This window comes from Allobosea psychrotolerans, from assembly GCF_002917105.1.
Taxonomy (GTDB): domain Bacteria; phylum Pseudomonadota; class Alphaproteobacteria; order Rhizobiales; family Beijerinckiaceae; genus Allobosea; species Allobosea psychrotolerans.
This window is the reverse complement of sequence record NZ_PQFZ01000019.1, coordinates 17918-31967: the sequence shown is the minus strand read 5'-3', so window position 1 is coordinate 31967 and position 14050 is coordinate 17918. Positions and strand designations below refer to the sequence as shown.

General features: G+C 60.5%; 11 protein-coding genes. 5 read left to right on the top strand and 6 right to left on the bottom strand.

The features are described from left to right. Positions 1-20 precede the first annotated feature (20 nt). Positions 21-2381, bottom strand: a complete 2361-nt coding sequence (locus CYD53_RS24045; protein WP_181012003.1) for an FkbM family methyltransferase — start codon at positions 2379-2381, stop codon at positions 21-23. 137 nt (positions 2382-2518) lie between these two features. On the opposite strand from CYD53_RS24045, the gene rfbC reads away from it, so the two are divergent. The 4 genes from rfbC to CYD53_RS24025 all read left to right on the top strand — a co-directional run bounded on the left by rfbC (position 2519) and on the right by CYD53_RS24025 (position 5884). Next, positions 2519-3082: a dTDP-4-dehydrorhamnose 3,5-epimerase gene (gene rfbC, locus CYD53_RS24040; RefSeq protein WP_103720620.1), complete on the top strand. Its 564-nt coding sequence runs from the start codon at positions 2519-2521 to the stop codon at positions 3080-3082. A gap of 201 nt (positions 3083-3283) precedes the next feature. Next, the gene (locus tag CYD53_RS24035) at positions 3284-4039 is read left to right on the top strand and encodes a formyltransferase family protein (protein WP_210202420.1); all 756 of its coding nucleotides are present in this window, start codon (positions 3284-3286) and stop codon (positions 4037-4039) included. Next, entirely contained in the window at positions 4026-4766 is a 741-nt protein-coding gene (locus CYD53_RS24030; protein WP_103720680.1) for a cephalosporin hydroxylase family protein, read from the top strand. Before CYD53_RS24035 ends, CYD53_RS24030 begins: the two co-directional genes overlap by 14 nt. Further along, the gene (locus tag CYD53_RS24025; protein ID WP_103720618.1) at positions 4763-5884 is read left to right on the top strand and encodes a DegT/DnrJ/EryC1/StrS family aminotransferase; all 1122 of its coding nucleotides are present in this window, start codon (positions 4763-4765) and stop codon (positions 5882-5884) included. Before CYD53_RS24030 ends, CYD53_RS24025 begins: the two co-directional genes overlap by 4 nt. A 6-nt stretch (positions 5885-5890) precedes the next feature. On the opposite strand, the gene CYD53_RS24020 is transcribed toward CYD53_RS24025, so the two are convergent. From CYD53_RS24020 to CYD53_RS24010, 3 genes are all read right to left on the bottom strand, one after another. Next, on the bottom strand, positions 5891-6661 hold the full coding sequence (locus tag CYD53_RS24020; protein ID WP_103720617.1) for a class I SAM-dependent methyltransferase: 771 nt from the start codon (positions 6659-6661) through the stop codon (positions 5891-5893). A gap of 69 nt (positions 6662-6730) precedes the next feature. Then, positions 6731-7690 carry a GDP-L-fucose synthase gene (gene fcl / locus CYD53_RS24015; protein WP_103720616.1) on the bottom strand — a complete coding sequence of 320 codons (960 nt, stop codon included), beginning with the start codon at positions 7688-7690 and terminating at the stop codon, positions 6731-6733. A gap of 95 nt (positions 7691-7785) precedes the next feature. Continuing rightward, on the bottom strand, positions 7786-8691 hold the full coding sequence (locus CYD53_RS24010; protein ID WP_181012001.1) for an NAD-dependent epimerase/dehydratase family protein: 906 nt from the start codon (positions 8689-8691) through the stop codon (positions 7786-7788). A 282-nt stretch (positions 8692-8973) separates the two neighbouring features. Between CYD53_RS24010 and CYD53_RS24005 the strand changes: the two genes are divergently transcribed. Next, the gene (locus CYD53_RS24005) at positions 8974-9948 is read left to right on the top strand and encodes a lysylphosphatidylglycerol synthase transmembrane domain-containing protein (protein WP_103720614.1); all 975 of its coding nucleotides are present in this window, start codon (positions 8974-8976) and stop codon (positions 9946-9948) included. Positions 9949-9990: 42 nt separating this feature from the next. Here CYD53_RS24005 and CYD53_RS24000 read toward each other — a convergent pair whose 3' ends face one another. Beyond that, the gene (locus tag CYD53_RS24000; RefSeq protein ID WP_103720613.1) at positions 9991-11010 is read right to left on the bottom strand and encodes a glycosyltransferase; all 1020 of its coding nucleotides are present in this window, start codon (positions 11008-11010) and stop codon (positions 9991-9993) included. Then, positions 11007-13625 (bottom strand): hypothetical protein, encoded by a 2619-nt coding sequence (locus tag CYD53_RS23995; RefSeq protein WP_103720612.1) that lies wholly within the window; start codon positions 13623-13625, stop codon positions 11007-11009. Before CYD53_RS23995 ends, CYD53_RS24000 begins: the two co-directional genes overlap by 4 nt. Positions 13626-14050 lie beyond the last annotated feature (425 nt).

The following is a 14050-nucleotide window of genomic DNA, read 5'->3' as shown; positions in this document are numbered from 1 at the left end:
CTGCGCTGCCCCGTCGCTGCTCACGGCAGGCGCTTTCGGGCCGTGACGTGGAAGCCGACAGTAAACTCCCGCATGAAGGCCTTCCTGTCGAGCGCGTAGAAATAGCGCGCAAGCGTGCTGCCCATCAGCTCCGACAGCGCCGCGCCGTGGTCTCCGTGCAGGTGCTTGTGCCGCTCAAAGGTCCAGGAAAAGCGAGCGCATTCCTGCGCAAGATGGGCAAACCAGCCATGATTGGGCTCGATCGCTTCGACTTCGCAGCCGAACTCGTCGAGGAACTTGCGATACCAATGGTCGGTATAGCCGCCATAGAAGTGATAGGGCTCCTGATGCAGCCCGGAGCCCAGTGGAGCGGACAGGAAAAGCCGCCCGCCGGGCTTCACGATCCTCGCCATCTCGGCAAGAGCCTCGACCGGGCGGGGAACGTGCTCGAGCACCTCCGTACAGAGAATCACATCATAGGAATTGTCCGGCACGGGGATGGCCGTGATGTCCGAAACGTAATCGATCTCCGTGTAAGTGCCTTCGGGGCCTTTGTATCCATCATACTGCGCGAAATCGTGTGTTTCATAGGCGCAATGCGCGAAAAGATGCTTGTAGGGAGCGGTTCCCGCGCCCACGTCCAGCACCCGCAAGCCCGCCTCGACGCTTGCGGCCCTGTCTGCAACCCAGGCGTCGCGCGTAGCGGGATTGTAGAGATGGACCGTGTTCACATCGACGCCGCTTTCGTCTGCGGCGCTGCGGATGACATCGAGCAGTCCAGGGACCGGGCCTGCCCCGGCAGACGCACCAGGAAACGGTTGGAAACCGGCCTCGACGTCGGCTCGCGTGCGCAGTGAAGCCTGATTCAATTCTGACGGCTGGCCATGCGCCTTATCGTTGTGACGCTTGACCTTGTAGAGTTGGAACAGGAGTTCGGGGAGGAGGAGGGCGGCAGATTTCCAGCCGAATGTCCGGCGCGTCACGCTCGCAAGAAAGCGCGCGAAAGGCGCGTAACGAATCTGGTTTCCGTCGAGCGAACGGCGCTGCAGACGGGCTTCGTCAACGATGCCAGCGCGAAACAGATCCTGTTTGCTCAGGAGCATCTGCCCCTTCGCAGCCATTTCGATCGTCACCGCGACATCATGGAAATCAAAGGCATCAGGCAGGCGAGCGATCGCTGCCTTGATCGCATGGCTGCGATGTACGCCATAAATCGCACATGGCGCCATATTGACCGTGCGCGTAAGTATATTCAGCCGAGGATCATGAGATGCACTGGCGACATAACCCATACGATCCGAATAACGATCGATGAAGTGGTAATAGACCCTGAAATCCGTGAATGCCGTCACCCCGGCAGCATCACTGTCGAGCAAGGCAACGCATGCCTCGAGAAATCTCGGCTCCCACCAATCGTCGTCAGCCAACCAGACAAAGTATTCCGTTGAGCACTGCGCCAAAACGGCCTTGAAATTCTCACCCGCAGTCAGAATATTCTTCTGGCGAATGACCTGGATATCCTGGAACTTGGAAGCTGAGTTCTGAATGTATGACGCCGTATGATCCGTCGAAGCATTTTCGGAGATGACGACCCGGAAATCTCGGAACGTCTGGGCCGCGAGGCTTTCCAGCGCGCGCGCAATCGTCCTTTGTCCGTTATGCGTCGGGACGCCTACCGTCACGCGCGGCGAAATCGTCATATGCTCAGCTGGCAGATCCTTATAAACCAGACCATCTACGTAAACAGAGTTGATGATATCGCGATAATATATCTTGTAACCCGCCTGCTCCAACTTCTGCCTGACCCCGATAGCGCCGGCTCGGACCCTTTCATTGTCTCTGAAGTCCGGATGCTCATCCTCCAACTCTACGAGAACAACCTTCGGGCGCCAGCGCTCGATCGTGAAACCGGCAAAAACCTGAACCTCTAATCCCTCGACATCGACCACCAGTAGATCGAAGCCCGGCTCGATCGCAGCCTTGCCTAGGATCACATCGAGCCGTTCGGTCGCAACTTTGCGAGACTGTCCCTGGTGAAGACCCTTGGCCCAACCGATTTGATTGTAGTCGGCGACCTGAGCTTCGGACAGCGTGGTCAGGGTATCGCCAATATGAAGATCCGCCTCGCCCGCAACATCGGATGCGGCCATTTCGATGACGGTAACCTTGTGATTGGCAGCATGACGCTGACGGCATTTTTCCGCGAATTCCGGGACGGGCTCAATGTAGAGACCACCCCAACCTACATCCGCCAGACAAGAGGTGTTCGAATAGCTTTCGCCATCATACGCTCCGACCTCGACGAAAATGCCATCGTGCCGCTTTCCGAACAGGGCTTCCCATTTGCCGCTCAGATTGGGGACCTGACAGGTCGTAGGCGGGTTGTAAAAACGCGATGCCATCTCGATTCCCGATCTGCCCATGCTGGAACAAAGCCAGCTTTCGGGTGCATAGTCGGTTCGACCATCGACCTCAAGGCAGGTCGATGTAAGAGTGACGCAATGTTTTAGCCAAGATGGGGCAGAAACGCACCTAACCCATGAAAATCGAAGCCCTGCCCCTGCCCGACGTATTTCGTATCGTTCTTCAGCCAGCAACCGACGAGCGAGGCTTCTTCGCACGCCGCTTCTGCGCCGAGACCTTCGCCAGTCACGGCCTCGAGACCGATTTCGTGCAGCGCTCAGTGTCTTACAATGATCGCCGCGGCACGCTGAGGGGACTGCATTTCCAGATATCCCCTCATGCCGAAACCAAGATCGTACGCTGCACACGCGGGGCGGCCTTCGATGTCCTCGTCGACCTGCGACCGCATTCCGCGACATTCGGACGATGGCACGGCGAGGTTCTAACCGCCGACAATCACACCGCCCTCTACATTCCTCGAGGCTTCGCCCATGGCTTCCAGACGCTCGAAGATCGCACCGAGATCGACTATGAGATCACGCCGGCCTATGTGCCCGGCTTTGCCAGCGGGGTGCGGTTCGATGACACCGACATCGGCATCGCATGGCCGATCGAAGCTCCGATCATGTCAGAGCGCGACAGGAATTTGGCGACGCTGAAAGAGATTTCGGCCGCCGAATCCTTCCGGCTCCCATCCTGACCCAGCCCGCCGACTGCACGCGCCATGCGACGGAGAGCCATCAGATGAGCCCCTTCAAAAGGACCGATCATGGGAAAGCTTGCCTCTGCCTACCGCAGACGGCATTGCTCTGATCATTCTCTTCCCCCGCCTAGGCCAGACGTCCATCCGCGCCTATTCCGCATTCCAGGCCAGTTAATGTCGAAAAACCTATCGACCAGAATGGTTGTCTTCGCCAGCGGGCCTGTCGGCCATCAGGCTGTCATGCACCTGACAGAGCATTGGTCGTCGAATCTGGCCGGTGTCGTCTCCGCCGGCCCCGATCCGATACTGGCGAAGCTTTTGGAGACACAACCGGCATCGCTAACCGTATGGGACCCCCAGCTTGCCCAAAACTGCCGCGATGCCATCGCCGCCCTGAAGCCAGACATTATCGTCCTAGCGTGGTGGCCCTATATTCTCAAAACGGCGGAGCTCCGTCTCGGACAGGCCTACACACTAAACATGCACCCCAGTTATCTTCCCCACTGCCGGGGAAAGGACCCGAATTTCTGGGCCATCATTGAGCGGCGGCCTTTCGGCGTCACCATCCACCATGTCGACGAGGGCGTGGACACAGGAGACATCGCGTTCCAGCGGATGATCGAGATTGGATGGGAGGATACCGGCGAAACGCTTTATCACCGGGCAAAGAACACAATGACCCAACTTTTTGCCGATGTTTGCCCCCGCATCCTCGCACTGGATATCCCGCGATTGCCGCAGTCTCATGCAGAAGGGAGCTTTCACCTGAGGCGGGAGCTTGATAAGGCGAGTGAAATCGATCTCGAACGACTTTATACGGGGAGAGAGATTCTAGACCTTTTGCGCGCGCGGACATTCCTCCCCCATGCAGGCGCGCATTTCGGCGAGTCCGGGCAGATTTACGATGTTCGCGTGAGCATCCAGAAGCGGAGTGATGCTGTTGAATCCGGTTGAAGAATTCGAGATCGAGAAGCGCAAATACATCGAGGCGCTTGGCCAGGACGTCGAGCTGCGTCAATTGACCAAAGCCTGGTTCGAGCGCGCTTCGAAACAGCGCTACTCCTATCACTTCACTTGGCTGGGCCGCCCCGTCATCCAGTTTCCGCAAGACCTCATCGCGATGCAGGAGCTGATCTGGGCGATCAAACCCGAACTGATCATCGAGACCGGCGTAGCCCATGGCGGCTCGCTCATCTTCTCCGCTTCGATCCTCGAGATGCTCGGCGGTGTGGGGGAGGTCGTCGGGATCGACATCGACATCAGGGCGCATAATCGCAAAGCGATCGAGGAGCACCCGATGAGCAAGCGGATCACGCTCATCGAAGGCAATTCCTGCAGTGCCGATGTCCTCGAACAGGTGGAAAAGCATGCCGCCGGAAAATCGCGGGTCCTGGTGATCCTCGACAGCAATCACACCAAGGACCATGTCGCGCGGGAACTCGAACTCTACCATCACTTCGTCATGCCAGGCAGCTATCTCTTGGTGTTCGACACGGTGATCGACGACATGCCCGATTCCTTCTCGGCCGAGAGGCCATGGGGCCCGGGCAATGGCCCCAAGGTTGCCGTCCTGGAATTCCTTGCCAAGAACAAGCGGTTCTCCGCCGATCTGTCCATTGATGACAAACTGCAGATCACGGTTGCGCCGAACGGGTTCCTCCGCTGCGTGGCCGCGCCGTGAAACGCATTCCCGTCGCCGGACCGTCGATCACTGCCAGAGAGATCGACTATGTCACGCAGGCCGTTACCTCGGCCTGGTATGGCGACGCCGGAATGTTCCATGGCCGGTTCGAGGCCGCCTTCGCCAGCCATTGCGGGCGGCGCCATGCCATCTCCCTGCCCTCCTGCACCTCGGCGCTTCACCTCGCCCTGATGGCGCTGGATATCGGGCCCGGCGACGAGGTCATCGTGCCGGACGCGACCTGGATCGCCTCGGTGGCCCCGGTGCGCTATGTCGGCGCCACACCCGTCTTCGCGGATATCGACAGGGATAGCTGGTGCCTCTCGCCAGAGGCGTTCGAGGCCGCGATCACGCCCCGGACAAAGGCGGCGATCGTGGTCGATCTCTATGGATCGATGCCGGATTGGGATCGCCTTAACGCCGTCGCAGCAGCCAATGGCGTCGCTCTCATTGAAGATGCGGCGGAGGCGATTGGGTCACGCTGGCGCGACAGGCCTGCCGGCGCCTTCGGCGTGATGTCCGCCTTTTCCTTTCACGGCTCAAAGACTCTCACCACAGGTGAAGGCGGCATGCTCGTGCTCGACGACGAGACGCTGCTGGAGCGTGTGCAGCGCTTGCGCGATCACGGCCGGGCGCCAGGCGATACGATGTTCTTCAACGAGGAGGTCGGCTGGAAATACAAGATGTCGTCCATGCAGGCCGCCCTCGGCCTGGCGCAGCTGGAGCGCGTGGACGAGCTCGTCGACGGTAAGCGACGCATCTTCAGTTGGTATCGCGAGGCTCTGTCGGACTGGAACGGCGGCAGGCTCAACCCGGATGTCGACGGTCTCTATAATTCGTATTGGATGTCGACCGTGGTGCTCGACCGCGAGATTGGCATGACAAAAGAAAAGCTGATCCCGCTGATGCGGCAAGAGGGCATCGACGTCAGGCCATTTTTCTATCCACTCAGCCAATTACCAGCGTTCCGGGATACTCCAGAAGCAGCCATCGCCCGAGACCGAAACACGGTGGCGGCGACCGTCACGCCTTACGGCATCAACCTGCCAAGCGCCTTGAGCTTGACGAAGGACGATATCGAGCGCGTGGCTTCCGCCCTGAAAAAACTGACGCTGTGAGCGCCCTCAAATCGCGCGCTTCTCCAGCGTGATCTGCAAACGGAAGCCAAGCAGCGGCCCGAGCACGGGCAGCAGCGCCTCTTCGAAGCGCAGGGTCTTCTCGGTCAAGGCCGCCGGCCATAGGCACCAGGATTTGAAACCGCCCGAAAGCGGATAGGCGAGCAGGCTGAGCCAGCGGACATCGACGACGGCCAGGTCAGGAACGGCGGAGATGACCTTGTCGCGCCCCTGCTTGGAGGCAAACATCAAGGTCGGGATCGCCTGATTGGAGTCGAACGGGTTGTTGCCGGACTGCGCTTCCGGCTTGAACGGATCGGCATCCATGATCACCGGCTCCTGGTGCAGATGCGTGTAGAACTGCCTGGCGACAACGCTCATTCCCGGCTCGATCATGGCAAGCCGCCCGCCAGGCCGCAGCACGCGCGCCGCCTCGGCCAGGAACGCCACCGGGAACTGCAGGTGGTGCAGCACATCCAGCATCACGATTCCAGCGAAGTGATTGCTCTTCAATGGCAGGCGATGAGCGTCCGCCACCAGATCGATGCCCGGGAACGGCACGATATCGATCGAGGTGACGTCGCTCCGGCCGTGCTTGAAATGGGCGGAGCCGCCACCAATGTCGAGCAGCGGCCCATCCGGGCAGCTCGTTTCCAACCGCCGGTGGAAATCCGCATAGATCATCCGCAGCGTCGGCTTTTCGTCCCAGATCCGCTTGTGCTCGATCAAGAGATCCGCTGACGAGGCGACATCGACGGATGTCAGGTTGTCAGTGTTCAAGGCGAAACTCTCCAAATCCAGCCAAAGCCAGGTTGCCAGGAAGCAATGCGGTGGTCCGCAGCCTGGACATCAAACGCGCTCGAGCAACTCGTTTTGCGTCAAGAACCAGCGATACGTCATCTCGATGCCCGATCGAAGATCGAACCGCGGACGCCAGCCCAAGGCATTCAACCGCGATACGTCGGAGCACTTCCTCGGCGTGCCGTCAGGCTTGGACGGGTCGAACACGAAGTTGCCTTCATAACCGACGACGTCGGCGATCAGCTCCGCCAACTCCCGGATGGTGACGTCGACGCCGGTTCCGACGTTGAGGTGCAAGGCGTCGGAATAGTGCTCGATGATATGAAGGCTCGCATCGGCGAGATCATCGACATGGAGGAATTCGCGGCGCGGCGTCCCGCTGCCCCAGATCTCGACCGCGCCGATTCCGCGCGTCTTCGCCTCGTGGATCTTGCGCAGCAAGGCCGGCAGGACATGGCTGGACTTGAGATCGAAATTATCGTTCGGGCCATAGAGATTGGTCGGCATCGCCGAAATGAAGTCGCAGCCGTGCTGCAGACGATAGGATTCGGCCAGCTTGAGCCCGGCGATCTTTGCAATCGCATACCATTCATTGGTCGGTTCGAGCGAGCCGGTCAGCAGGGCCTCTTCACGGATGGGCTGATCGGCGAACTTCGGATAGATGCAGGTCGAGCCCAGAAACAACAGCTTCTCGACGCCCAGCGATGCCGCAGCGTGAATGACGTTCATGGCGATCGCGAGATTGTCGAAAAGAAAATCGGACGGATATGTCTTGTTCGCAAGGATGCCGCCGACCTTGGCCGCGGCAAGGAAGACAACCTCAGGGCGCTCCTTGCCCATCCATGCCTCAACTTCGGCCTGGCGCCGTAAATCCACATCCGCGCGACGCACGGTGATCGGCGCGATGCCGCGCGCCTCCAAGGCCCGAACCAAAGCAGAGCCGACCATGCCGCGGTGACCTGCGACCCAGACCCGCTTTCCCGCTAGGCTATAGAGCTTGTCCGGCATCAGGGCGCCTTTCCGCGAAAACTATCCCGCGGCAGATATCCCGTCGAAGGTCCGATCACAAGGAGACTGTCTCCACCCGCGCTCCGCAAAACCTGTTACCGATCCTGTGAGAGAAGCTTTGAGACGGTCTGGGACAGATCGATTTCGGGATTCCAACCCAGCTCTGACCGCGCGCGCTCAATGTCGAGAACCGCATAACGCAGGTCGAAAGGCCGTGCCGGCGCAAAATTCAGATCGAGTTTGCGACCCGTCAAGGTCTCCAGCACCGCAATGACGTCGCATTCCGTCATGCCGTGCCCGGAGCCGATATTGAAAACACCATGTGGCCGAAACCCTGGGTCATCGAAGCGAGCCAGCAATTGTGCGAGCTGCTCGACATCGAAATAGTCACGCATATTCCGGCCATCGCCAAAAATCGTGAGGGGGCGCCCCAGATTCATATTGCGAATGGCCGCCGCGACAAGACCATGCCCTTTGTCGAACTGCCAACGCCCCACCGGATTGGCCACCCTCAATATCGTGACGCCCAGTTGGTTGGCCTGCGCGAAGAAGGTGAGCATGTTCTCCATCAGCAACTTCCCCAGCGCATAGGCTGTGGGCGGCGACGGCGGCGCGGTCTCGGGGATCGGAGCCTCATGCCCCCGCCCATAGATCTGCCCGCCGCTGGAGGCGAAGACGACATGGCAATCTGGATTGACGGCGCGCAATTTCGCCATCAGGGCCGCGGCCTGCGCAGCCTGACCGAACTCATGTGAAGGATCGAGGGGGTTGGACGCGGGAAGCGAGTTCGAAGCGAGATAAACCAGCACCGTCGCGCTCTCGAGCGCCCGCGACACTTCCGGAGCATCGACGGCCAGGGCTGCGATGCTCGGCGCATGGAGGGAGAGGAAATCACGGTCGGGGTTGCGAGACACCACGCAGGCCGCAATGCCCCTGGCATGCAATTCCTGACACAGGTGACGGCCGATAAAGCCCGTCCCACCAAAGATACAGATGGTCAATTCAAGCACTCCGCAGAGACAGCTCGGCAAAGACCGCGCCGCCACAAGACTGCGAGTAAGGCTGCTTTTTCATTGAGGCAACGCTTCTCTTCGCGACAATCCGGACACCTCCCGGAAACGGCCCGCGAATTCGGGAAACCCAGCTTGCAGGCAAAGCGCGGCGGCCACCAGCAGACGGCGCCCCAGACAACTCAAAGCGCACAGCGCCTTGTCGATGGCGTTGACCGCCAAGCTCATGTAGGAAGGCGCGCGCCACGGCACAGCGAAATCGGCATCTGAACCATGAATTTCAAGAAATTGATCATCGCAGCGAAATTAGTTGTTGGCGCCGCGTTTATCGGTTTCATTCTCTACAAAATCGACCTGAAGAATATCACCAATACCATATATAACGCCAATCTATCTTTTTTTGTATTGTCGATAATCTATTTATCCGCCGCGGTCGTCTTCAATGCACTTCGCTGGGTTTTCATCAGCCGTGGCCTTTCCCATGGTGTCGAGCCGCGGACCGCGATCATCGGCTATTTTGAAGCGATGTTTTTCAACCAGATTCTCCCAACCGGCTTCGGCGGAGACGCCATTCGCATTGTCCGAGCCTATGATTCCGGAATTGTCGCAGGTTGGGCCACAATCGGCGTCCTGATCGACCGGGCCTTCGGATTGCTGGCCGTTGGACTGGTGTTACTCGCCGCCCTCGTCAATCATAGCTCGCAGGTTGCGACAGCTCCGACATTTCCGCTGATCGCGGCCTGCGCCGCGCTTATCGTGGGTGGGGCCGCGGGAGCCGCCGGGCTGGGCATGGTCTTGCGGGCGGAAGCGCTTCCGGGCTGGACCCGCCCCTTCGTCGCCTTGTTGAAAGCCTTCGCCGATGTTTTCAGATCACCCAAGGGGCTCGGCTATATCTTCGTCACCTTGATCGCCTCGAGTGGCCTGACAGTCGCATCGTTCATGGCCTGTGCGAGCAGCCTCGGCGTCCAGGTGGGCTGGTGGGACTGCGCCATCATTCTTCAGGGCATGGTGCTTGCCTCATTGATCCCGATTTCGATCGGGGGATGGGGCCTTCGAGAAGGCGCCGCCATCATTCTCTTCGGCGCCCTGGGCATCGGTCCCGAGGCCGCCGCCGCGACATCGATCCTCTTCGGCCTCGTCTTGACCGTGGTGGGCCTGATCGGGGCGGCTGTCTGGATGTTCAGCGGCTATCGCCGCGTCGATCTGGCAGCGCGCCTGAATTCGATCAAATCGACTGGAAAGACTTGAGCGCAGCCCGGTTTTGCAGCTCCAGCCGGTTCTTCCTCCCGATCAAGCCGCTCTGACGGCCACTTCGCCAAGCGCCCCATTGGATGGCGGCTGCGCAAGAACCTGTTCCCAGGTGATCGCGCGATGATCGCCTGAACCAGCGGCACTGACATCGCGATCGGGCATCAGAAGCGCCAGCGCTTCGAGCGCCCCGCGCGGCAGCCACACAGTCAGCCTGTATCGCCACATCCGATAGGCCAGTATCCCGGCCTGGAGCATCGTCACGCCGACAGCCTTCGCGAGCGCCTGCAGCGCGCCGGGCACGGTGTCGACGGCATCGACGGCGCGAAACGTCTCGCGCACGAGCGTCGAGCCGCTCTGTTGCTGGAGGCCGTTCAACGCCGAGACCGACCGGGCGTGGACCGTGTAGTCGTACAGTGCCTCTTCAACCATGGCGGGCTTGAAGAAGCGCAGCCAGAGTCCCCAAAGCGCATAGTCCTCGCAATGAGCGGTCCTGGGGTCATGGGAATAGCCGCCCAGCAATTGATAGATGTCTCGCCGGGCAAGCACGCTGCCATGAGGAAAGGGGCAGCCTATCTCGACAAAGAAATTGAGAATGCCGTTCCAGTCGCCGGGCCGCACATGAGTTTCGAGCGGCTTCCCTGCGGGCGTCACCAGTGTCATGCCCGTTGCGGAAATCGTCAGATCGGGATCCTGCAGGAACTGCTCGAATTGTTTTTCGATCTTGCCCGGCAGCCATTTGTCATCCGCATCCAGCCGCGCGATGTAAGGGTGGCGGCTGCTCGCAAGGCCACGGTTCAAGGCGTGGACAAGCCCGCCATTACGGCCGGCCCGCACAAAGCGGACCTCCTGCAGAAGAGCTGGCGAACCGATCCGGGAGGACAGGCTGGCGATCGGCACGGGGCTGCCGTCATCGACGATCAGGGTCTCATAGGCGCCCGGGAAGCGCTGATCGCGGATCGATTCGATCGACCGACGCAGCAGGCGGAGATTCTCCGTGCCCGGCTCCTCGAAATACACCGGAAGCAGAACGGTGGTGCCCAGATTCTGGTCCTGCCTCATCGCCGGTTCTCGGTCATCTGGATTTCGAAAATGGTGCGGACCTCGACGAGACGCTCGACCTCCGCAGGCGACAATGCGGCCCTTTCCTCGAAATCGAATGCGGCGAGATCGCGCACGAAGCGCTTCATGCCAAGTCGCCTGGCGGCAAGGAGGCCCTTTTCAAGAACCATCCTCTCGCATTGTTCGAAATGGTCCCGGTTTCGCTTTTCGTTCTGATTGCCGTCTCCGATGATCCGATACTCGCAGAGAACCTCGGGCAGCAGAAAGAACCGGGCCCCCGCATCCAGCAGGCTCACCAGGAAATCCCAGTCTTCGAGATAGTCGATATCCTCCTGGAACCTCAGCGGGTTGGCAGTCAGAAATGCCGTCCGCATCGCATAGCAATGAATCGGGATGAAATTCCCGGCGACGAGAGCGCTCACCGGCAGTTGCTGATGCCCCGGCTGCGGCGGCTTCCACGGCACACGGCTATTGGCGAGGGCCACGCCGACATCGCAGCCCGTCAGGCTCAGCAGAGCGGCGAGGCGCTCGGCGTAGAGCGGATAGATGATGTCGTCGTCATCGAGGAAGAAGGCGAAATCATAGGCGCTGGCATTGGCTCTCACATAGTCCAATCCCACATTCAGCGGGTAGCCTCGGCGCCGCTCCCTGTCGGGCGCTCCAATCACCAGCGCATCAAGCTGTTGGGAGGCGAGCCATGCTCGCACCTGCGCCTCGACATCGTCTCCGCCATGAACAACGACACAAGGACGCGTGCTGACGGTCTGGTCGAGCACCGACGCAACCGTTTCCGCGAGCAGATGGAGACGGCTGCCTTGCGTGCGTATGATACAAAGGCCCGCAGTCAGAGGGCCCGGCTGGGGAGCGCCGCGATCATCGGACTGCCCGGCTAGCTGTTGCGCAAACAGATTCAGGAACCCGCGCATCGCACGCGCTGTCGACAGCGAGGAATTGGCCGCGGCGGCCTTGCAATCAGAGGCCGGCAGCCAGCGGTGACGGTGCAGATATTCGGGAATGACCAGGACCGGCTCATCCAAGGCAACCCGCAGCAAGGCCTCATAATCGATGGCGCGAGCATCGGCCTCGCCTTCGCGATTCAAAGGTAGATCGCAGCGAACCGCCACGAACTGGCCCGGCGCCAGCCCGCTTTCAAACAGGAGATCGGGGCTTGCGTTGCGATTGCGCCGCAGCACCTCGCCATCCCCGGCGATATCGACGGGGCTGGCTAGAATGGACCGGCATCTCGGGAAATGGGCACTATAGAAATCCAGGACCGCGGTAGCGTGGGCCTCGATCTCATCGGCTTCCTCGAGGCTGAAATGCCACTCCGCCCCGGCCTTGATGAGCGCTTCTTTCAGGCTCCCCCCTGCACCATGCGATGACGTGCGCTCCAGCTCCACGACGAAAGCCGACATATCGGCCGGAAACAGATCGAGGACGGATTCGGAGTTGAGGTCTGCAACTCCGCCGAAGACGATCCAGGTGATCCGCCTCACCCCAACCGCTTCGTAGTCCCTGTCCATCAGCGCCTTCACCGAGGCTGCACATGAACGGAAATGCTGCGCAGATCCGGACCGCACGGTCACGATCGCATAGCGCGGCATCGCCTGGCTGCAACGCGCATCCCGGTGCGGCTCTGTTTTCGCACATGCGCTGCGGATCAACCCGACCGGGGCCGCCTTCCGCAGAATCTCGATCGTCTGCGCTGGCGGGCGAATGCCGTATCGCTGCGTCAATTCGCTCGTCGCGACCTGGAAACGCATGTCGCTGGCGAGTTGATCCTCGGGCGTGACGAGACGCGGCGCGAAACGCTCATCCTCGGCCAGAACACGGCCGCCATACCAGCCGCCATTGAACCAGCCGTCCGGCTCGCTTCCCTCCAGCAGGGGCCCACGGGCCTGTGCCCGGGCCATCAGAACAGCATCGGTATCCAATGGCAGTGGGTCATTGGCGCGCTGCCCGGTCTCCGGCTTCGCGCCGCTCAAAATGGAATGCACGAACGGATCGAGGCCGAGGAAAGCCAGAATCGGCCTTTCGCTCGCATAGCGGTCCGGATCGAAATCCGGGCGCGGCCAGCGCCCCTTCGCGGCTCCGAACTGGAGATAATCACGAATGGGGTCCAAGCCCGAAGCCGCCGCCTCAGGATAGGCCTGACGGTACCACGCCGCATCGAACAGGCCGGATTCCCGAATGATACGCTCAAGCCCGGACAGGTGGCGCTCATCCCACCAAAGCCTGAGCCTTTCCGGCAGAAGCCGCCTGACCAGCCTCCGCTGAAAGCTCATCCGCCTGAGATAAAGAACCCGCCTCAGGCCAGCAGTGGTGCGCTGCGCCTCCTCCATGCGTTGTTTGGTTTCATGGAGTTCAAGCAGCACCTGCTCCAGCCGCGCGGACAGCAGGTCCGAACTCGACATGAGCCGCCGGCGCATCTCAGATCGTTCGGCGTGCCTGCGCTGCTCGGCGCGAACACGCTCAAGCTCCGCCTCATGAGCCTGCTCGCCTGTGCTAGCAGCAGCCGGCAGGAAGGCCGAACCGACGTCAGAGGCCATATCGCGATGGGCGCCGGAGCTTTCGGCATCCTCCGGCGCTTGGCCATTCACGGCACTGACGTCCAAGTTGAAGCTCCTCCAAGCGGCATATCGACTTCCAGGGCGGCCAAGCCCCATCGATAGTAGCTGTCCATTACCCGATCAATACCTTTAGCAACAAATGGCCAAGTAAGAATAAACCAATAGATTTTCAGCCGCCCCTCTCGAATTTCGCCTCAGAAAATCGAGCTCTCGTAGCCGCGAAGCGCATTATAAGCGCCGGGACGCGGCCATCTCGACGGGCTTGATTGCTGCAAGCAGCGCGCCCTTGCAAGAACATGACGTACCAACCCTGCCGCTTCCGCTCCCGGCATCATCGGCAGCCAACCCTGCACTGCTTTGGGCCTCCAGAATCACGAAGGCACGAGCAATGGCGGCGCCCGTGAGATGCCCTCCAGAGCATGAACCGCATTCACCCTCCGATCTTGCCAGTCGGGGGCGATCTATGGTCT

Bases quoted from the DNA above. Each gene is read 5' to 3' on its own strand.
- CYD53_RS24045 (WP_181012003.1), bottom strand. From the start codon at position 2,381: ATGGCATCGCGTTTTTACAACCCGCCTACGACCTGTCAGGTCCCCAAT.
- rfbC (WP_103720620.1), top strand. From the start codon at position 2,519: ATGAAAATCGAAGCCCTGCCCCTGCCCGACGTATTTCGTATCGTTCTT.
- CYD53_RS24035 (WP_210202420.1), top strand. From the start codon at position 3,284: ATGGTTGTCTTCGCCAGCGGGCCTGTCGGCCATCAGGCTGTCATGCAC.
- fcl (WP_103720616.1), bottom strand. From the start codon at position 7,690: ATGCCGGACAAGCTCTATAGCCTAGCGGGAAAGCGGGTCTGGGTCGCA.
- CYD53_RS24005 (WP_103720614.1), top strand. From the start codon at position 8,974: ATGAATTTCAAGAAATTGATCATCGCAGCGAAATTAGTTGTTGGCGCC.
- CYD53_RS24000 (WP_103720613.1), bottom strand. From the start codon at position 11,010: ATGAGGCAGGACCAGAATCTGGGCACCACCGTTCTGCTTCCGGTGTAT.